This window comes from Paeniglutamicibacter sp. ORCA_105, assembly GCF_045798545.1.
In the GTDB taxonomy this organism is placed as follows: domain Bacteria; phylum Actinomycetota; class Actinomycetes; order Actinomycetales; family Micrococcaceae; genus Paeniglutamicibacter; species Paeniglutamicibacter sulfureus.
The window spans coordinates 39,726-58,739 of record NZ_JBIXLM010000018.1; the positions used below are offsets into that span (position 1 = coordinate 39,726).

At 63.6% G+C, this 19,014-nt stretch carries 16 protein-coding genes, 1 tRNA gene and 2 riboswitches; of the genes, 4 read left to right on the forward strand and 13 right to left on the reverse strand.

Features of this window, described 5'->3' with window-relative positions; translation table 11 throughout:
- Positions 1–33 precede the first annotated feature (33 nt).
- Complete coding sequence (pcrA, locus tag ACIPUB_RS10690) at positions 34–2,439, reverse strand: DNA helicase PcrA (RefSeq protein ID WP_407607358.1); 2,406 nt, start codon at positions 2,437–2,439, stop codon at positions 34–36.
- A gap of 73 nt (positions 2,440–2,512) precedes the next feature.
- On the opposite strand from pcrA, the gene ACIPUB_RS10695 reads away from it, so the two are divergent.
- Both ACIPUB_RS10695 and ACIPUB_RS10700 read left to right on the forward strand, forming a co-directional pair.
- Positions 2,513–3,148 carry a hypothetical protein gene (locus ACIPUB_RS10695; protein WP_407607359.1) on the forward strand — a complete coding sequence of 212 codons (636 nt, stop codon included), beginning with the start codon at positions 2,513–2,515 and terminating at the stop codon, positions 3,146–3,148.
- Between the two features lie 97 nt (positions 3,149–3,245).
- A tRNA-Arg gene (locus tag ACIPUB_RS10700) sits at positions 3,246–3,322 on the forward strand.
- 617 nt (positions 3,323–3,939) lie between these two features.
- On the opposite strand, the gene ACIPUB_RS10705 is transcribed toward ACIPUB_RS10700, so the two are convergent.
- Complete coding sequence (locus tag ACIPUB_RS10705) at positions 3,940–5,169, reverse strand: ROK family protein (protein ID WP_407607360.1); 1,230 nt, start codon at positions 5,167–5,169, stop codon at positions 3,940–3,942.
- 207 nt (positions 5,170–5,376) lie between these two features.
- Between ACIPUB_RS10705 and ACIPUB_RS10710 the strand changes: the two genes are divergently transcribed.
- Positions 5,377–5,778 (forward strand): NUDIX hydrolase, encoded by a 402-nt coding sequence (locus ACIPUB_RS10710; RefSeq protein WP_407607361.1) that lies wholly within the window; start codon positions 5,377–5,379, stop codon positions 5,776–5,778.
- A 10-nt stretch (positions 5,779–5,788) separates the two neighbouring features.
- On the opposite strand, the gene ACIPUB_RS10715 is transcribed toward ACIPUB_RS10710, so the two are convergent.
- The 11 genes from ACIPUB_RS10715 to ACIPUB_RS10765 form a co-directional block, all read right to left on the reverse strand.
- Positions 5,789–7,645, reverse strand: a complete 1,857-nt coding sequence (locus ACIPUB_RS10715; protein ID WP_407607362.1) for an ABC transporter ATP-binding protein — start codon at positions 7,643–7,645, stop codon at positions 5,789–5,791.
- A gap of 449 nt (positions 7,646–8,094) precedes the next feature.
- On the reverse strand, positions 8,095–10,416 hold the full coding sequence (locus ACIPUB_RS10720; RefSeq protein ID WP_407607363.1) for an FdhF/YdeP family oxidoreductase: 2,322 nt from the start codon (positions 10,414–10,416) through the stop codon (positions 8,095–8,097).
- 72 nt (positions 10,417–10,488) lie between these two features.
- Positions 10,489–11,322, reverse strand: a complete 834-nt coding sequence (fdhD, locus tag ACIPUB_RS10725) for a formate dehydrogenase accessory sulfurtransferase FdhD (RefSeq protein ID WP_407607364.1) — start codon at positions 11,320–11,322, stop codon at positions 10,489–10,491.
- A 63-nt stretch (positions 11,323–11,385) separates the two neighbouring features.
- The gene (locus ACIPUB_RS10730) at positions 11,386–12,585 is read right to left on the reverse strand and encodes a molybdopterin molybdotransferase MoeA (protein ID WP_407607365.1); all 1,200 of its coding nucleotides are present in this window, start codon (positions 12,583–12,585) and stop codon (positions 11,386–11,388) included.
- A gap of 10 nt (positions 12,586–12,595) precedes the next feature.
- Positions 12,596–12,874, reverse strand: a complete 279-nt coding sequence (locus ACIPUB_RS10735; protein ID WP_407607366.1) for a DUF6457 domain-containing protein — start codon at positions 12,872–12,874, stop codon at positions 12,596–12,598.
- A gap of 15 nt (positions 12,875–12,889) precedes the next feature.
- Positions 12,890–13,558, reverse strand: coding sequence for a molybdenum cofactor guanylyltransferase (locus ACIPUB_RS10740; RefSeq protein ID WP_407607367.1), 669 nt, complete (start codon positions 13,556–13,558; stop codon positions 12,890–12,892).
- Complete coding sequence (locus tag ACIPUB_RS10745) at positions 13,555–14,052, reverse strand: HNH endonuclease (protein WP_264268526.1); 498 nt, start codon at positions 14,050–14,052, stop codon at positions 13,555–13,557. The genes ACIPUB_RS10740 and ACIPUB_RS10745 overlap by 4 nt, the downstream gene beginning before the upstream one ends.
- A 274-nt stretch (positions 14,053–14,326) precedes the next feature.
- Positions 14,327–14,482, reverse strand: a complete 156-nt coding sequence (locus ACIPUB_RS10750) for a hypothetical protein (RefSeq protein WP_407607368.1) — start codon at positions 14,480–14,482, stop codon at positions 14,327–14,329.
- 119 nt (positions 14,483–14,601) lie between these two features.
- Positions 14,602–15,435, reverse strand: a complete 834-nt coding sequence (locus ACIPUB_RS10755) for a C40 family peptidase (protein WP_407607369.1) — start codon at positions 15,433–15,435, stop codon at positions 14,602–14,604.
- Between the two features lie 5 nt (positions 15,436–15,440).
- A riboswitch (cyclic di-AMP (ydaO/yuaA leader) is annotated at positions 15,441–15,594 on the reverse strand.
- A 127-nt stretch (positions 15,595–15,721) separates the two neighbouring features.
- A complete protein-coding gene (locus ACIPUB_RS10760; RefSeq protein WP_407607370.1) occupies positions 15,722–16,645 on the reverse strand; it encodes a M23 family metallopeptidase in 924 nt (307 codons plus the stop codon).
- Positions 16,646–16,732: 87 nt separating this feature from the next.
- Positions 16,733–16,913: riboswitch (cyclic di-AMP (ydaO/yuaA leader) on the reverse strand.
- Positions 16,914–16,998: 85 nt separating this feature from the next.
- Complete coding sequence (locus tag ACIPUB_RS10765) at positions 16,999–17,694, reverse strand: metal-dependent transcriptional regulator (protein ID WP_407607371.1); 696 nt, start codon at positions 17,692–17,694, stop codon at positions 16,999–17,001.
- Between the two features lie 197 nt (positions 17,695–17,891).
- Between ACIPUB_RS10765 and serC the strand changes: the two genes are divergently transcribed.
- Positions 17,892–19,013 carry a phosphoserine transaminase gene (serC, locus tag ACIPUB_RS10770; RefSeq protein WP_407607372.1) on the forward strand — a complete coding sequence of 374 codons (1,122 nt, stop codon included), beginning with the start codon at positions 17,892–17,894 and terminating at the stop codon, positions 19,011–19,013.
- Position 19,014 lies beyond the last annotated feature (1 nt).

Sequence of the window (19,014 nt, forward strand, 5' to 3'; positions counted from 1 at the left end):
CGGACGGATGTGTCGACAATGCCCGGGAACCGGCTAGTCAGCCTTGGTTAGCGGGGCGTATCGCAGCAATAGGCGTTTCTCGGCATCGGCGAATTTAACCTTCGCCACTGTCTTGTCCCCGGCACCCTCCAGCGCCAGAACCACGCCTTGGCCGAAGGTCCCGTGTGTCACCTTGTCCCCCACCGACAAGGAAATGATTTCCTTGTTTGGCTGCACACGGCCCTTGGCCCGTGCCACGGGCGCGGTGCTCAACGTGTGGATCTCCGGGGCACCGGAAAGCCTGCCTCCGCCACCGCTGCCGGACCCTGCGCCCCAATAGGAACCCGATTCGTAGCGGCTGGTGGCAAAGTTGTTGCGCCCGCCGAAGGACTCAAAGCTTGCCCGCTTGGTGCCCTCGCGTTTCCAGTCCACGAGACTCCCGGGGATTTCCTCGAGGAACTGGCTGGCGGGGTTGTATTGGGACTGGCCCCACAGGCTCCGGTATTCGGCCCGGGTCAGGTAGAGACGCTGGCGGGCGCGGGTGAGCCCTACATAGGCCAGCCTGCGTTCCTCCGCCAATTCCTTCTCGTCGGTCAGCGAGCGCTGGTGCGGGAAGATCCCGTGTTCCATGCCAGTGAGGAAGACCACGGGGAATTCAAGCCCCTTGGCCGTGTGCAAGGTCATGAGCGTGACCATTCCCTCTCGGTGCGCCATGTCCACGCCCTCGGCATCGTTCGGTGCCTCGGGGATGGAATCGGCGTCGGCTACCAGCGCCACGCGTTCCAGGAAATCGGTGAGTGTTCCCTCGGGATTCTCCTTCATGAAGTCCCGCACCACGGCCACGAGCTCGGCGAGGTTCTCAACGCGGGATTCGTCCTGTGGGTCGTTGGATGAACGCAGCATTTCCAGATAGCCGGTCTGTTCCAGGACCGCTTCCAGCGCCTCGGCAGGTCCCGAGCCCTCTGCGACCACTGAGAGGTCGTCAATGATCTTCACGAAGGCGCCGATCATGTTTTGCCCGCGGGTTCCGAGGCCGGGGGCGTCATCGGCACGGCGCAGCGCCGCCATGAAGGAGATCCGTTCGCGTTCGGCCAGCGCGGCCACCGAGTATTCGGCCCGGTCTCCGATGCCGCGCTTGGGCTCGTTGAGGATGCGCCTGACGTTGATGTCGTCTTCCGGGTTCACTAGCACCCGCAGGTAGGCCAGGGCGTCCTTGACTTCCTTGCGGTCGTAGAAGCGGGTCCCGCCAATGACCTTGTACTTCAGGTCCACGCGGATCAGCTGTTCCTCGAGGGAACGCGATTGCGCGTTGGTGCGGTAGAAGACGGCAACGTCCCCGGGGCGGATGCCTTCCTCATCATTCAGGCGCAGGATCTCATCGGCGATCCAGCGGGCCTCGTCAGACTCGGACTCCCCCACGTAGCCGATGATCAGTTCACCGTCGCCCTCTGCGGTCCACAGCCGCTTTTCGGGGCGGTCGGGGTTGCGCTTGATCACTTCGTTGGCCGCGGAGAGGATCGTTTGCGTCGAACGGTAGTTCTGCTCGAGCTTGATCGTTTCGGCGTCCGGATAGTCCTTGGAGAACTCGTTGATGTTGCGGATGTCCGCGCCGCGGAAGGCATAGATCGATTGGTCCGAGTCGCCCACCACAGTCAGTTCGCCGCCGGGAGTGGGGCCGTCCGGGCCGGTCAGTTCACGCACCAGGGCGTACTGTGCGTGGTTGGTGTCCTGGTACTCGTCGACCATGACGTGGCGGAAACGCCGGCGGTAATTGTCGGCGACCGCAGGGAAGGCGCGGAAGATGTTGACCACGTGGGCAATCAGGTCATCGAAGTCCAGGGCGTTTGCGGCGCGCAAACGCTCGGTGTAGCCGCGGTACACCTGGAGGACGGCCGAGGCGAACGGGTCATTGCCTGCGACCGTGGCGGCATATTGTTCATCGTCGATGAGCTCGTTCTTCAACGCGGAGATCTTGTGCGCGATCGACTTGGGCGTGAACTTCTTCGGATCCAGCTCCAGGCCCTTGGCCACCATAGTGATCAGGCGCAGGGAATCTGCGGAGTCATATATGGAGAAGCTGGACTTCAGTCCCACCGAAGCCGCCTCCCGGCGAAGGATGCGCACGCACGAGGAGTGGAAGGTTGAAACCCACATTTTCTTTGCCACGTCTTCGCCCACCAGTGCGGCGATTCGCTCACGCATTTCGGCCGCAGCCTTGTTGGTGAACGTAATGGCCAGGATCTCGTGTGGGCGCGCCCGACCCGTGGCCAGGAGATAGGCAATGCGATGTGACAGCACCCGGGTCTTGCCCGACCCGGCCCCGGCGACAATCAGCAACGGGGAGCCTGCATGCTTGACCGCCTGCTCCTGCTCGGGATTTAAACCGGCAAGCAGCTCTTGGGTGCCTGGCAATTGTGGGGCTGGAGCGGGCGCGACGAAGTCATCGAAAAGGAAATCCATGATGCGCCCTAGTCTACGGCGGAGCAGCCACGCATTGGGCGGGCGCGGATCGATTGACGGCATAATTGGGGTTATGGCCAAGTCACAGAAGAAAAAGAAGAAGTACAACCGCCCCGCCGCGGCATCTGCGCCGATCAATCCCTCGACTCAGCGAACGCCGGAGAAGGCCGCAGGCAACGCCAATCTGATCCTGATTGCCGGTTTGGTCGTCACGCTGTTCCTCTTCGGGTACTTCCACTTACTAGTGTTAAACCAGATGGAAGATCTGTCCAACGGACTGACCATGCCCGACCAAATGATCGGGGGCTATTCCGTGGAGCACGTGGAGGCATTGCGCCAGGCCATGGACGCGGACGCCGCAGGGCAACTGAACTACGTGCATAAGACCGCAGGGTTGCTGTTCCCGCTCTTTCTGGCCTTGATCACCATGCTGGCAGTCAACATCAACACCGCCCGTGGTTCGGTCCGCTGGATCCTGTGGGTGCCCCCGATGGCCTTCGCGGTTGTCGACCTTTGGGAGAACCGGGCCATCGACGCCTTGTTCATCGGCGCGCTGGATCCGGCAGCCGTCTCGTTGGCCTCAACGCTGACCACCACGCGGTGGATGCTGCTCTTTGCAACCGCGGCGATCTTGTTCGGTGTGCTCATTGCTGCCTTTGTGCGCACGTTCCGGGAGAAGTGGGAACTGTCCAAGCGGGGACTGCTCTAGGCCAAGGACCGCGTGATTCCCCGGCACGCGGCGCCACATTAACCAAGATTCGCCAAAATACCGTTAGAATTGGTCCGGATCGTTTTTGACGATTCAAGCCTCTGTAGCTCAGTTGGATAGAGCGACTCTCTCCTAAAGAGTAGGCCGTCGGTTCAATTCCGGCCAGGGGCACCAAAACGAAACGCGATCTGCATGTATGCAGGTCGCGTTTCGTTTATGCAAAATCCGTCCGCGCCCAGCTGCAGTTGCGCCAGCACCAAGGGAGCCGGCGGGCTAGTCTCCAGAGCGCCAAGCCCGCCCCGGCAATGACGCCGGTCAATTTGCCTCGAAGGCGTAGGGGACGAAGAGTGCTTTGAGCATTCAGAGGATGCCCCGCCGGCGCGGGGAAGAACGGCATTTCCACGGCCGCGGCACCGCATTGGCGAAGGGGGCGATAGGCCGCAGCGACAGGGTACTTTCTCACGAGCATCGCCTGCGTGAAATCCGGATGGACGATTAAATGGGAGTGCCGTCGACCGGTGAATCCGTGGGATAACTCCCATTACATCCTACGGCACCGGTCGACGGCGTTAAGAGTCGGGTCCCCAGCAGCCGACCTGCCGTTCCCCCACGCACTGTGTTCGCGGATAAACAAGACCAACACGAAAACAACGGTGGGCAGCTCGGTTGCCACCAACTCTTATTGGTCATCTAAATTCATTAGAGAAAGTTTGTCAACTGACTCATGGGTAATAAGTCAAAGGATCGTTCAAAAAGGTAATGAACGATCCTTTGACGTAATATACGACCGCTTAGCGCAGCAACAGTGCCGCGGCCTTTGGCGAGAGGCTCGCGTCCATGATCGCGCAGGCCCCGCCAATGGCGCCAACTTCGTGGCCCAATGTCGAGGAGCGAACCTCGATCGCGTGCACGTGCTTGGAGCTGAAGCGTTCGTTGATGATCGCACGCACATCTTCGAGGCACCATTCATCGACCTCTGCCCACAAGGGGCCAGCCAAAATCACCAATCCGACGTCGAGGGTGTTGCAGAGCTGTCCGGCAACCTGGCCCACATGTCCCATGCATTCCCGGATGAGTTCCACAGCCGCTTCATTGCCGGATTTCGCCAAGGCCACGATTTCGTTCATGCCGGCCGCGCGCTCTTCGGCGTTGCCGTCATCTGGTGCCGTGAGGTTCAGGCCTCGCTCGCGTGCCTGCTGCGCAATCATGTTGAACGACAATGAGGCATGCAGGCAATCGTTGCGGCCGCAAATGTTGCAGTCCTGGGAAATGACGCCGGTGGAGTAGTGCCCGATTTCACCTGCGTTGTTGCTGATGCCGCGATGGATTTCGCCGTTGAGGACCATCCCTGCACCGATTCCGGCACCGACATACATCGTGACGAAATTGTCGCGCTCGGCGTCGTTGCCCTTCCACTGTTCCGCGATGGAGGCGGCAATGGTGTCTTTTTCAATGATGACATCGAGCTTGAGCAACCGGTGCAAGGGTCCGACCATGTCAACGTCTTTCCAACCGTCGAGCAGCGGCGGATCGATCATCACCCCGCGTTCGGGATCCAAGGGACCGGGAACAACGACACCCACGCCCAACACGTTGGAACGCGGTACTCCGGATTCGGAAATGATCTCGTCCACGGTCGTCGCCATGGTTTCGATGGTCTTTTCCGGAACCTCGACGGCGGGGATATCCAGGCGGCGCGAGTGCAGGATTTCACCCCGCAGGTTCAGTATCACCACGGTGATTACGCCGGGATCCAGGTGGATACCTACGGCCACCATGCGGTTGGATTCAAGTTCCAAGACGGTACGCGGTTTGCCCGGGCCCGAAACAATCGTCCGGTCCTCGCGGACCAGGCCTTCATCCAAGAGTCGGCGCACGACGTTTGAAATGGTCTGTGGGGAAAGCCCGGTCGAGCCCGCAAGCTCCACACGGCTGACCCCGTCAACTGCCCGGCGAATCGATTCAAAAATGACCGCCTGATTAAAATCCCCGAGTCGACCTAAGTTGGTGCCCCGCTGCATCAATTCTCCATTTGTAGATCCACATTTGATCCCCCATTGGCAATGCCCGAACCACTTGTCCCCAATGACTAGTGGGGTTCCTGGAACACGGCGCGCTGGCGAATTGTCTCCAGTATCCACGAGTAAATGGAAAAACGCGCCCGTAGGCCTGTCCACAAAGCACGCTATCACCCCACCTGTGCTTTTAGCGGTTGTTAAGCTCAAGTTGTGCCAAAGATTCTTACCATCGCAGCCTTGCAACTACTAGACGCCTCCGGACGCATCCTTTTGGTGCGCAAGCAGGGGACCACTACCTTCATGCAGCCGGGAGGAAAACTCGAATTCGGGGAAAGTCCGCTGTCCGCGGTATTGCGAGAAACACAGGAGGAAATCGGACTGGTTTTCAGTCCCGCCCAAGTCACCGCCATGGGGATGTGGAAGGGGCCTGCAGCCAACGAGGCCGACACCGACATCCACGCCTATTTGTTCGCCGCGCGAACCCTGGAGAGCCCGAGAATCCAAGCCGAAATCGACCAAATCATGTGGCTGGATCCGGAAACTGCGATGGCCCGACCTGACATCGCGCCCCTACTTCGCGAAAAGGTCCTGCCCGGCTTGCTGGGTCGCTGACACTCCGGCCCTATTGCGCGAACTGGGTGTCGTGCAATTCGGCATAACGGCCTCGCACGGCCATGAGCTCGGTGTGGGTGCCTCGCTCGGCAATCCGTCCATCCTCGATGACCAGGATCATATCGGCCGTGCGGATCGTGGAGAGGCGGTGCGCGATGACCAGGGCCGTCCGGTTTTCCAGTGCTTCGGCCAACGCGGCCTGGACGGCCGCTTCGTTGGAAGAATCCAGCGCGGCGGTGGCCTCATCGAGAATGACCACCTGTGGGGCGGCCAGGAGCAGCCGCGCAATGGTCATGCGCTGGCGCTCCCCACCCGAGAGCCGGTAGCCACGCTCCCCCACCACGGTGTCCAGCCCGTCGGGAAGCGCTTCGATGGTGGGTTCCAACCGGGCCCGCTGCAGCGCCTGCCAAAGCTCCGCGTCGCTGGCCTCCGGCTTTGCCAGGCGCAGGTTTGATCCGATCGTCTCGTGGAAAAGATGCCCGTCCTGCGTGACCATGGAAACAATGGAGCGCAACGAACCGAGTTTCAGCTCGCGGATATCGACCCCCGCCAACTGCACGCTGCCCGAATCCACGTCGTAGAGCCGCGCCAGCAGCGAGGCGATCGTTGATTTTCCGGCCCCCGAGGAGCCGACCAGGGCCACCGTGGTCCCGGCGGGGATCTCGAAGTCGATGTCGTGCAGGACCGTTTCCCCGCCCCGGGTGTCGAGCACCGCGACGTCTTCCAGGGATGCCAGGGAGACCTTCTCGGCACTGGGGTAGGCAAAGGAAACGTTGGAAAACTTCACCGACACCGGGCCTGGATCCAGCACCCGGGCATTGGGTGAGTCGCTGATCAGGGGCTTGAGGTCAAGGATTTCAAAGACGCGGTCAAAGCTCACCAGGGCACTGGTGATTTCCACCCGGGCGTTGGCCAGCGCAGTCAGCGGCGCGTAGAGCCGGGTGAGCAGCAATGCCAGCACCACCACGTCACCGGCGGCCAGCTGGCCGCGCACCGCGTAGACACCGCCGAGCCCGTACACCAGGGCCAGGGCCAGGGCAGCCACCAAGGTGAGCATCGAGACGAAGAAGAACTGGCGCATGGCCATCTTCACTCCGATGTCCCGCACGCGTCCGGCGCGGGTGGCAAACTGCGCCGATTCGTCGGCCGGGCGCCCAAATAGCTTTATCAGCGTGGCCCCGGGGGCGGAGAACCGTTCGGTCATTTGGGTGCCCATGGAAGCGTTGAGGTCCGCCGATTCCTTGCGCAGCAAGGCCAGGGATTTGCCGAAGTGGCGTGCGGGAAACAGGAAGACCGGCAGCAGCACCAACGCCAGCGCAGTGACCTGCCAAGACGTGGAGAACATGACACCTGCAGTCAACACCACTGCCACTGTGTTCGAGACCAAGCCCGAGAGGGTTCCGGCGAACGCGGATTGGGCACCGATCACGTCATTGTTCAGGCGACTGACCAGGGCGCCGGTGCGCGTGCGGGTAAAGAATGCCACGGGCATCTTCTGCACGTGGTCAAAGACTGCGGTGCGCAGGTCGAAGATGATTCCCTCGCCCAGCTTCGAGGAGAACCAGCGGACCACCAGCGAGATGACGGCGTCCAACACCGCCACGATCGCGATGATCCCCGCCAGATTCAACACCACCTGGATCCCGGTTTGGGCCACGATGGCATCAACCACGCGTCCGGCCAACACCGGGGTGATCACTGCCAAGACGGCCGACAGCACAGAGAACAGTACGAAGACCAAAAGCCGATTCTTGTAGCTCGCGGCAAAGGCCAGCACCCTCCGCGGTGTCGTGGACGCATATGCCTTGCCCTTGTCCGGTCCGGACATTCGCCACAATGAATGCCAGGCCGCAGTTTCCATGCTCATGTTTTTGTTCTCGCCATTCAGCCGGGTTGTCGTGCCGTACCCGGCCAATGACTCCGCCGGGGATTAAAAAGATCGTCGATCGTGGGCCAGCATACGCAGGTGCCCGCCTCCGACATAACCACCGTGGCGCCCGGGTTCTTCCCGGATCCGCCGCCGGCGCATATGGAGGCACGCCCCGCGGGAGTAAAGCGGGCGATCTCGAGGCCATCCCCGGCCGGCTCCCGCGGCGCAAAATTGGTCGCAGTTCTCCGGTGAGTGCCACTCCGGGGGGGGTGAAACGAATCGTGCGCAGGGGCGGTGCGAACGGCTTTGACCCGGCTCGGGATCATAGTTTCTCGCCGCGGGGATCAACCGAAGCAGCTGCCCACGCAACGAAGGTCCCGGTGACTTGCCCACCGAGACCTTCGTGTCGCTTGCGCAAGCTACCGGCTCGCCGCGCTTTTCCGGGGCTAGCTGTCCAGCGTCGGGCCCGGCGCCAGTTCGTGCGGCACGAAACGCACCATGATGGCCTTGAATCCCGGCGTGTTGGATTCGCGTGCCACCAAGTCGCGGTGGACCAGCGCATTGGCTTCCGGGAAGTAGGCTGCTGCGCAGCCCTTCGCAGTTGGATAGGAGACAAGCCGGAAGCGGTTGGCCCGGCGCTCGGTGCCGCCAAAGGTGGAAATGACGTCCACCAAGGACTTGTCCTCCAAACCGAGTTCGGCAAGGTCCTGCGGGTTGATCAGGATGACCCGGCGCCCGTCCTTGATGCCGCGGTAACGGTCGTCCAGCCCGTAGAACGTGGTGTTGTACTGGTCGTGGCTGCGCATGGTCTGCAGGACCAGGTGGCCTTCGGGTGCGTAGAGCGCCTCGAAGGGCGAAACGGTGAACCTACCCTTGCCGATGTCGGTGGCGAAGGACCTGGTGTCGCGTGGAGGGTTGGGCAGCACGAAGCCGTTGCGCCCGCGCACCCGCTTGTTGAAGTCCCCGAAGCCCGGCAGCACGCGGGAGATGTGGTCGCGGATGACGTCGTAGTCCTCCGCCATTGCCTTCCAGTCGACCGAGTGGTCCTCGCCGAGAATGGCCTGGGCCATCCGCGCCACGATGACCGGCTCGGCGAGCAGGTGCTCGGAGACCGGCTTGAGTCGGCCCTGGGTGGAGTGGATGACCGACATGGAGTCCTCCACCGAGAGGAATTGTGCGCCGCCGGGGTGCTTGTCGTCCCGGTCGGTGCGTCCCAGGGTCGGCAGGATCAGCGAGGTCTGCCCGTGCACCACGTGGGAGCGGTTGGGCTTGGTGGAGATGTGCACCGTGAGCTTGGCGCGCTGCATGCCCGCCTCCAATGCCTCGGTTTCCGAGTTTGCCAGGGCGAAGTTCCCGCCCATGGAGACAAAGACGTCGACGTCGTCTTCCTCGAAGGCTTGCAGGGCCTCGGTGGAGTCGTAGCCGTGGGCGCGCGGGGAATCGATGTTGAATTCGGCATCCAGGGCGGCCAGCAATGCCTCGCCCGGCTTTTCCCAGATGCCCATGGTTCGGTCGCCCTGGACATTGGAGTGTCCGCGGACCGGGCAGGCACCGGCGCCGGGCTTGCCGAAGTTCCCCTGCACCAGCAGGAGGTTGATGATTTCCTTCAGCGTGGGCACCGAGTGCGGCTGCTGCGTCAGGCCCAGCGCCCAGCAGAAGATCGAGGCCTTGGACTTGATGAGCAGGTTGGCCACGGTGGTGATCTCGGCGCGGGTGAGCCCGGTGGCTTCCTCGGTGGCTTCCCAGTCCAGGGTTGAGCGGGCTTCCTTGTACGCTTCGTAGCCGTCGGTGGCCGAGTCGATGAACGCCTTGTCGATGACGGTGCCGGGGTTCTTGGCCTCGGCCTCGAAGATCAGGTGGCCGAAGGCCTGGAAGAGCGCCAGGTCCCCGCCGACCTTGATCTGCAGGAAGTGGTCGCTGATGTCATCGGAGCGTCCCAGCATGCCATTGAGCGACTGCGGGTCCTTGAACCCGAAGAAGCCGGCCTCGGGCAACGGGTTGACCGCCACGATGTGGGCGCCGCGCTTGCGGGCATCGGCGAGGGCGGAAAGCATCCGGGGGTGGTTGGTGCCGGGGTTCTGGCCAATGACAAAGATCAACTCGGCGTGCTCGAAGTCCTCAAGGGAAACGGTGCCCTTGCCGATCCCGATGGTGGGGTTCAGCGCGGAGCCGGAGGATTCGTGGCACATGTTGGAGCAGTCGGGCAGGTTGTTGGTGCCCAGCGAGCGGGCCAGCAGCTGGTACATGAACGCGGTCTCGTTGGCGGTGCGCCCCGAGGTGTAGAACACGCACTTTTCCGGCGTGGTCGCGTTCACGTGCTCGCCGATGGTGGCAAAGGCCTGCGCCCAGGTGATCGGCGTGTAGTGGCTTTCGCCCTTGCGGATGATCATCGGCTCGGTGATCCGGCCCTGGGAGCCGAGCCAATACTCGGTCTTCTCACGCAGCACGTTGATGGGGTGCTTGGCCCACCACTCGGGAGTCACCGTGCGGGCGCTGGCTTCCTCGGCGATGGCCTTGGCGCCGTTCTCGCAGAACTCCGCGGGCTTGCGCGCCCCGGTGATGGATTCGGGCCAGGCGCAGCCCGGGCAGTCGAACCCGCCGCGCTGGTTGATGCGCAGCATCGAGCTCAGTGTCCGGCTCACGCCCGCCTCGGAGAAGCCGCGTTCCAGTGACACCATCACTGCCTTGACCCCGGCCGCGCTGCGTTTTGGCTCGGTGACCTTCAGGTCATCCTCGTTGATGTCCTGCGTTGGGGCTGGCCGATGCATGTATCCTCCACGTCGAAGTGCGGTGTTGTTGACCGTAGTCGCGCGTGCCGGAAACCGGGTGCCTGATTCGGGCTATGAACCGGTTTTCACCCGGTCGGCATGCGTATATAGGTTCACCGTACTACCCCGTGAGAAAGCCGCAAGCGTCAACCCGGTTTCATCGGCCAATTCCACTGCCAGCGAAGAGGGCGCACTGACCGCCGAAAGGACCGGGATCCCTGCCATCGCGGCCTTTTGCACCAGTTCGAAGGAGGCCCGCCCCGAGACTTGCAGGATGGTGTCATGAAGCGGTAATTTTTGTTCTCGCAGCCCGGCCCCGATGACCTTGTCCACGGCGTTGTGCCGTCCCACGTCCTCGCGCAGGACCAGCAGCTCGCCGTCGGTGGTGAACAGCCCCGCCGCGTGCACTCCCCCGGTGGCGCTGAAGAGATTTTGTGCCCCGCGCAGGGTGTCGGGCAATCCCAGCAGCACCTTCACATCCAGGTGGCCCCGGGCTGGGTCCAACGGGTAGGAGGACTTCTTGGAGACCTCATCGATGGAGTTGGTGCCGCAGATCCCGCAGGCAGACGAAGTCACGACGTTCCGTGCCGCGGAAAGATCCGGGGCCTGGGCCCCGAAACCAACCTGCACGTCGATGACGTTGAAGGTCTGGTTGCCGTCCTCATCGGTGCCGGCGCAATAGCGCATGGAGACCAAGTGCTCGGTGCGGCTGATGATTCCCTCGGCGAGAAGGAAGCCGGCGACCATGTCGAAGTCGTCTCCGGGGGTGCGCATGGAGGTGGTGAAGGACGTCCCGTTGAAGCGAATTTCCAGGGGTTCCTCGACCGCGAGTTTTTCCTCGCGCGCGATCCGCGCACCATCCAGCGTGGCGCGGACGATGCGCCTGCGTGCTATTTTCCGTCCCATATCGTTATTGCCCTTCTTGCCTTGGCCACGTTCCGCAGCTCGCGCGGTGCGGCGACCGCACACCTACCAAGGTAGCCGAAGATACGGCACCGGGTCGCCGGATGTGGCGCCGTCGGGACCCACCACCAGGATGGCGTCGGCAGCGGCCAGTCCGCGCAGCATGGCAGGTGCCACATGTTCGGCCGGTGCCAGTGCATCGGGGCCGGCACCGCCGACGGCCGGGACCCAACGGGCCGGGATCAGACGGGTCCTGCCCGGTAGCTTGGAGAAGTCCGTGGCCGAGGTTGCCGCGTGGAGTTCGGCCAATGCGCTGCCGTTTGCCCCGCGCAGGATCGGGTCGACGAGCGTTGCAACGGCCATCAGCGCGGCCAACGGGTTCCCGGGCAGGGCCACCAACAGGCGGTTGTCGGGAAGCACCGCGACCATTGACGGGTGGCCCGGGCGCATGGCCACGGAGGAGATGGCTTCCCGCCCCCCGATGGCGCTGACCGCGGCGCGCACGAAGTCGCGGTCGGAGAATCCGGTGCCGCCGGTGGTCACCACCAGGGCAGCCGCCCTGGCGTCTTCACCGTCGATGGCCGCGATGGTGGCAGCAAGGGTGTCTCCGATGCGGGTACTGCTGGCAACCGTGCCGCCGAGGGCCGCTACGACCAGGGGCAGCACCGGGGAAAAACCGTCTCGGACCTGGCCAGGTGTCGGGTGACCTGAGGTGATGACCTCATCCCCGGTGAACACCAGGTGCACGGGCGGGACGGCAGCGACCGGGAGTTCGTCGTGTCCCGCCACTGCTGCCGTGGCGATCACACCGGCCCGCAGCAGCGTACCCGCGGCGGCCAGCAAATCCCCGGCGGAGGCCTCGGTGCCGGAGGGCCGGATGTCGTCCCCAGCGCGCAATGTCCGCTCGCTGGAGAGCAGGCTTCCCTGGAGCGTCGAGTGCTCGACACGCAGGATGGCCGTGGCGCCCTCGGGAATCAGGGACCCGGTGACCACGGCGCTGGCTTCGCCGTCGGCGAGCACCACGCGGTCCGCCGCAGCGGGGTTGGCTGCGTGCGCCCTGAGCAGTTTCCACGGCCCGGTGCCGTTGACGGCGTATCCGTCCATGGCCGAGGTGGCCCAATGCGGCATCGGGTAGGCGGCCGTCAGATCGGCGGCCAGGATGCGCCCGCCGGCCAGGTGAAGGGGAACGGTTTCGCGAATGCCGGCAATCCTGGAGCCCAGCGCATGGGCATCGGCGCGCGCAGCCTCCCACTGGTGGTCTTCCATGGCGCCCGTGCTAGGCGTTGTCAGGGGAATCGGTGCGTGCTGCAAGGACCGCGCGGGCCAATCCGTCGGCCGCGTCCATGGCGTCCAGTTCGCCCGACCGGGAGCTGCCGACGGCCAGGCCAGCCGCGTAGCCTGCCAGGTAGGTGGTCAGCGGTGCCGCCGGACGGACAATGGTGTGCGCGGCCACCCCTGCAAGCGAAAGAACCTGGTCGATGTCGATCCTGGTGTCGGCGAGGTCAAAGGCCGCCAGCAGTTCCTTGACCCATTCCTCGAGCTCGGCTGCAGGCATGGTGCGTTCTCCTTGTCAGTGGCCGTTGGCCACCGCTATCCCGTGGCGCCCGGCATCCCCGGGCGTATCGATGTCGCTGAAGTCCGCGTCCGGGAGCTTCAGGCGTTCCATCTGCACTGTAGCAAGCAGACGCATCATTGACGCATTTTCGAGACTTCCGCGGGGTTCGGTGGCCTGGTCGATGGCCTGTCGCAAGGAGGACGTGAGGATGGCACAGGAGAGTGTCTGCAGCACGCCCGAGGCATCCTGAGGTACCCACGCCTCGACCCCTTCGGCGGGCTTCCCTGTGGCCGCCAGCAGGGCGTCCACGACAGGACCCGGATCCAGGAAGTCCGAAGCCAGCACCACGGTCAGTTCTGAGGCCTGGTTCTGGCGTTGGGCGCTCTCGTCGTCGGGACCGTCGTCCAGGGCCGCCCGTCCGGCGGCGACCGCTGCCGCTGGACCGGAAAAGCTGGGGTATTCGCGGGTGATGACCACGCGCTGGAAATCGGGCGCGGTATCCATGTACCGGGTGACGGCTTCGGCCAGGGCATGGGTGCCGACCACGGCGATGGCCTGCGCGTCCCGGACGGCGTTCAGGGAATGCTCCAGCAGCGTTTCCCCTCCGTGTTCAAGTAGGGGCTTGCTGACGCCGCCCAGGCGGGATCCACGGCCACCGGCCACAATAATCGCATCGAATTTCATGCTGCACTCCGTAAGAAGGGACTCCAGGCCTCTGCGGGGCGCTCAAGCTCGGTGATGAACCACTGGGCGCCACGCGGTCGGCTCGGGGCGAACCGCAGCTTCCAGCCAAGCTGTGCAAGCGTCCGGTCCCCCTTGGCGCTGTTGCAGCCTTGGCATGCCGCTACTAGATTCTCCCACGAATCCTCCCCGCCGCGGCTGCGCGGCACGATGTGGTCGATCGTGTTGGCGCTGCGTCCGCAGTATCCGCAGCGGTGCCCGTCGCGGCGCAGCACCCCGCGGCGCGAGACATTGACGGTGTTGCGGTAGGGAAGTCGGATGTACCGATTCAGCAGGATCACCGTCGGCCGGGGCATCACCTGGTTGACCCCGACGATCGGGTCACGGTCGTCATCGGCAAGGACGGTGGCCTTCCCGGTGAGGACAAGGAGAAGTGCCCGGCGGAAGGTGATGACCGCCAGCGGTTCAAATCCTGCATTCAGTACTAGGGTTCGCATACGCGCATCCTTAGATCCTGACCCGGCGCAACGCGAGGGACCCGTCCACGACGGAAGTCCCTCACGGTGGCGCACGCGGCACTCGGCTTTGGCTCCTGTGACCTAGCCTAAGACAAGAAACAGCGGTTTTGCGTGTATTTGTGGAAAACCAGTTGAAATTGCCACCATAATTTTCCCTGCAGTACACCCCTCGAACACCTGGCAGGCAGGGCTCCGCACGGTGTTCCCGTCCCCCGGGCGCACCACCGTTACCGGCCGGGAACAAGGCGAGGGTTCAAATGCCTGCTGCGTCGCCCGAATGCTCGATGCCGGCCGAACTGGAGACATGGATTTGCTTCCCGTCCGCACGCAGGGCGACTGCGTCCACCGCGCCGTCGGTTCGTGAGCCTTCACTCCAGCTCACGGCCTCGTCGGTGCTTGAAAACGGCATACCCACGCCAATGTCCACATACCAAGCCCGGGGAGGCTTCCATGCAAAAGTCCGCATTAACCAGCAAGGCCTCCGTTCGATCCACATGGATCGAACGGAGGCCTTGGAACGCTTGGCGCTTAGCCCTTGAGGGTGTAGTAACCGTAGAGCGGGTTGCGGGAAACGTCGTGAAGAATGGTGTCGACAGTCGGGTTCTGGGCACCGATCATCTTGCCGCCGCCGAGGTAGATGCCGACGTGTCCGCCACCGTTCTGGAACACGAGGTCGCCCGGCTTCGGGGAGCTGGTGCGCACGAACTGGCCCGAAGCGCGGATAGCCGAGGTGCCGCGGGCGATGTTGATGCCGTGCTGTGCGTAGACGTACTTGACGAAGCCCGAGCAGTCCCAGCCCGAGGGGGTGTTGCCGCCCCATACATACGGAACGCCGACGTACTTGGCCGCGGTTGCCGCGATGCCGGACAGGTTGGCGGTGTTCATCGACTCGCTCTTCACCTTGGGGGCCTCGGGGGCCTTCGGGGTGGAGTCGCGGTTCGAGCGGGTCACCGGCGCCATGGCGTCCGAGTTGCTGCTGGAACGGGTCACCGGAGCGGTGTCGTTGGAGCGCTCGGAAACCTCGTTGGAAACGGCGACGACAACCGGGGCGGGTGCCGGCTTGGAGGTGAACGCTGCGCGTTCGATGCTCAGGTCCTTGGCCTTGGAAGCCGCGACCGAAACGGCCTTGACGGCTACGCGCTCTGCGGAGAGGCCTTCAACGGGAACCGCGCTTGCTTCGCGGGAAACATCACCCTGGGCCGGAACGCCCAAAGTGAGCACGAGGCCTGATGCGGCTGCAATGACTGCTGCCTGGCGTCCAACCGAACCAGCGTTCGAGGCAACTGCCTTCGAGATGGATTCGAGTGGGTTGGTCCGAACCGGGGTCGCGCGGTGGCGGCCCAATGCTTGACGTGTAGTCACGTAGTAATGCCTCTCCTGATGCCTGCGAGGTGAGCTGTCGGGTTCGAGTGGGAGTCACTCGGCAATCCGGCCGCCAGGCCGAACCACTTAACCCCAAGGCTTCCTGTGTGGAAACCGAATGTGGGTCCCCCGCCACTGCCAAACGAGTAATTGAACGGACACCGTGGGCTGGCAGTGCTCGGCACTTCCCGCGGCGGTGAACAGGGATGATCCCTGGTCACTTATTTAGAATATATGAAGCGAATCCAAAAGTCACGTTCTGATCACGGAACGGTGACAATTGCCGTTATAACCAGGCCTCGGGGTTTACCCACTTGCCGTTGACGATGACCTCGAGGTGCAGGTGGGGGCCGGTTGAGTTGCCCGTGCTGCCACTCAAGGAGACGACTTCGCCGCGCTTGACCTTCTGGCCCACTGAAACCTTCAGTGCCGAATTGTGGTTGTAGCTGGTGTGCAGTCCGTTGCCGTGGTCGATCTCCACACGGAAGCCCGAGTGGCCGGCCCAGGCGGCCTGCACGACGGTGCCGGCGGCGCTTGCCTTGATCGGTGTGCCCATGGGAACTGCGTAGTCCAGGCCATTGTGGTTCATGAACCCCGGACCGGTCGGATTCTTGCGGTGGCCGAAGCGCGAGGTCAACCGGATGCTGTCCACCGGCTGGGCCAAGACTCCTTCGGCAGCCAGCTTGGTGACGTCTCCGCCGGCTGCGGTCAAGACCGTTGCCAGCTTGTCTTCCTCGGTGAACTCGCTGGTCAGCGAGGCGCGCTCGATCTTGACCTCGTCGTTGACCGGGGCCTTGACGTCGACCACGACGGACTGGGCGACGCGCTCGGATCCCGCGGCTGCCGTCTCGGCTTCCTTTGCGGGAGAGGCTGCGGCGAACGCCAGACCGGAAACGGCGGCGACTGCCGCAAGCTTGTGCGTGAAGCCAAGGCGGGGGCGCTGGGCCCGGGGGGCGAACTTCAGGACATTGTCCAGTTCGTCGACCTCGGCCGGTGCGGCAACGGGTGCTGCCGGCGCAGCCAGGGCGACGGGAATTTCGGTGGCGGCAATTGCGTCCGCGTCCGGGGATACGCCATAGCGCAGGCCTGCTACGAAGCGGCGGCCGGTGTACTGCGTGTTGTCAGGGGCCTCGACGGAATCAGGGACCGCGCTCAGGGCGCGTCGACCGGAACGTCGGGAAGTGCTTTCACCACTCAGTGCGGTGTCCACGATCTGCTCTAGTGAACCTTCAGCAGGCGAAGCATCAACGGGTCCGGAAGCACGGCGGCGCCCGGAAGTGTGCTGCTGAGTCAAATGTCAACCTCTCATGTATCGCCTGCGAAGTTAGCTGTCGGATTCGAGTCATGAGATCAACTCGGCAGAGCCTACATAGTGGACTCAGCTTCACCCCAAGATCCGTGGTCCAAGACCAGGAACGGCTGAATGGGTCCTCCGCCCCTACCGGGAATTCTTGCTCCGCAATCCGCCGGTAGGGTTATGCGAACCGGATCGGGACTAGATTGCCTAGGTGCAACCCAACGTGAAACACTACCGGGATTAATGTCAAAGTTACAATTCCGTTATCAATCCATGCGGCGGACAAACACGTGGGCGCTGACTTCCGTCGGAAGCTCCAGCGCGCCCTCGATCCCCTGCACCCGAACGACGACGTAATCGCCGGCCCTTTCGAGCGTAACTAGGGCGCCTGGGCGGATGCCGCCCTCATCGAGCTGCACCAGCAGCTCGGGTTCCACCTGGATGGTTTCGGCCAGTCGCTCGACGCGGACCGGGCCCAGATTCCCGTCGACCAGGGCCGAATCGAGACTTTGGACACGTATGGAGATTTCGCCCAGTTCTGGCCCTCCCAGGGTCTCGAGCCCGGGGATCGGATTTCCATAGGGGGAGGACTCTGGCGAACCGAGCAACTTGAACAGGCGCTGCTCCACGCGCTCGCTCATCACGTGCTCCCAACGGCAGGCCTCTTCATGGACGTACTCCCACTCCAAGCCAATGACGTCGGCGAGCAGGCGTTCGGCCAGACGGTGCTTGCGCATCACGCCCGTTGCAACTTCTGCGCCATGTGAGGTCAGTTCGAGGTGGCGGTCGGTGGTCACCACGACCAGTCCATCGCGCTCCATGCGGGCCACCGTCTGTGAAACCGTGGGTCCGGAGTGCCCCAGTCGCTCGGCAATGCGCGCGCGCAGGGCAATGATGCCCTCTTCCTGGAGTTCCAGGATGGTGCGCAGGTACATTTCGGTGGTATCGATCAAATCTGACACGTTTGCAGCTCCCGCAGGGGTTGATTGTTACAAGAGATCACTACGCGATCCACTCTACCCGCGTTCACATTGGCGACTCGCTATTACACAATGGGCCGCCCAGTGCGCGATTATTGAACCACTGGGCACCCTCAATGCGCATCGGATTGCCGCATCGGAAGTGCCCATAGCGGATAACCCCCCTTATGAGGAGCAACATGAGCACCGGCGTGACCATCCCCCAAGACCTTTTGCCCGTGGACGGACGATTCGGCGCAGGACCTTCCAAGGTCCGCCCCGAACAGATCCAGGCCCTCATCGATGCCGGCACGCAACTCCTGGGGACCTCGCACCGCCAGGCCCCGGTGAAGAACCTGGTCCGTGACATCCAGGAAGGCCTCAAGACGTTCTTCAACGCCCCGGCCGACTACGAAGTGGTCCTGGGCGTGGGCGGATCCACCGCTTTCTGGGACATTGCCGCATTCGGCCTGGTACGCCACAAGGCCCAGCACCTCTCCTTCGGCGAGTTCGGCTCGAAGTTCGCCGCCGCCACCAACAAGGCACCGTTCCTTGAGCCGTCCTCCATCATCGTCTCCGAACCCGGCACCCGGCCTGTTCCCGTGGCCGAGGCAGGGGTGGATGTATACGCCTGGCCCCAAAACGAGACCTCCACGGGCGTCGCTGCACCGGTTCACCGTGTTGAAGGCGCCGACGAAGGATCGCTTGTCCTCATCGACGCGACCTCCGCAGCCGGCGGACTGGACGTCGATGTCTCGCAGGCAGATGTGTACTACTTCGCCCCGCAGAAGAACTTCGCCTCCGATGGCGGCTTGTGGATTGCGCTCTTCTCCCCCGCGGCCATCGCCCGCGCCGAGGAAATTGCCGCCTCCGGCCGTTGGATCCCGGACTTCCTGAACCTGAAGACGGCGATCGACAACTCGCGCCTGAACCAGACGTACAACACCCCGGCCCTGTCCACCCTGGTCACGCTCAACGCCCAAGTGCAGTGGCTCAACGCCAACGGCGGCCTGGCGTTCGCCGCGGCCCGCACCGCGGACTCGGCCTCCCGCATCTACGACTGGGCCGAGGCTTCCGATGTGGCGACCCCGTACGTCGCCGCCCCGGGGGAACGCTCCAACGTCATTGCCACGATCGACTTCGACGATTCGATCGATGCCGCTGCGGTGGCCAAGACCCTGCGCGCCAACGGCGTGGTCGATGTAGAGCCGTACCGCAAGCTCGGCCGCAACCAGCTGCGCGTGGCGACCTTCGTCGCCATTGAGCCCGAGGACGTTTCGTCCCTGCTCAAGTGCATCGAATACGTACTGAAGAACAGCTAGC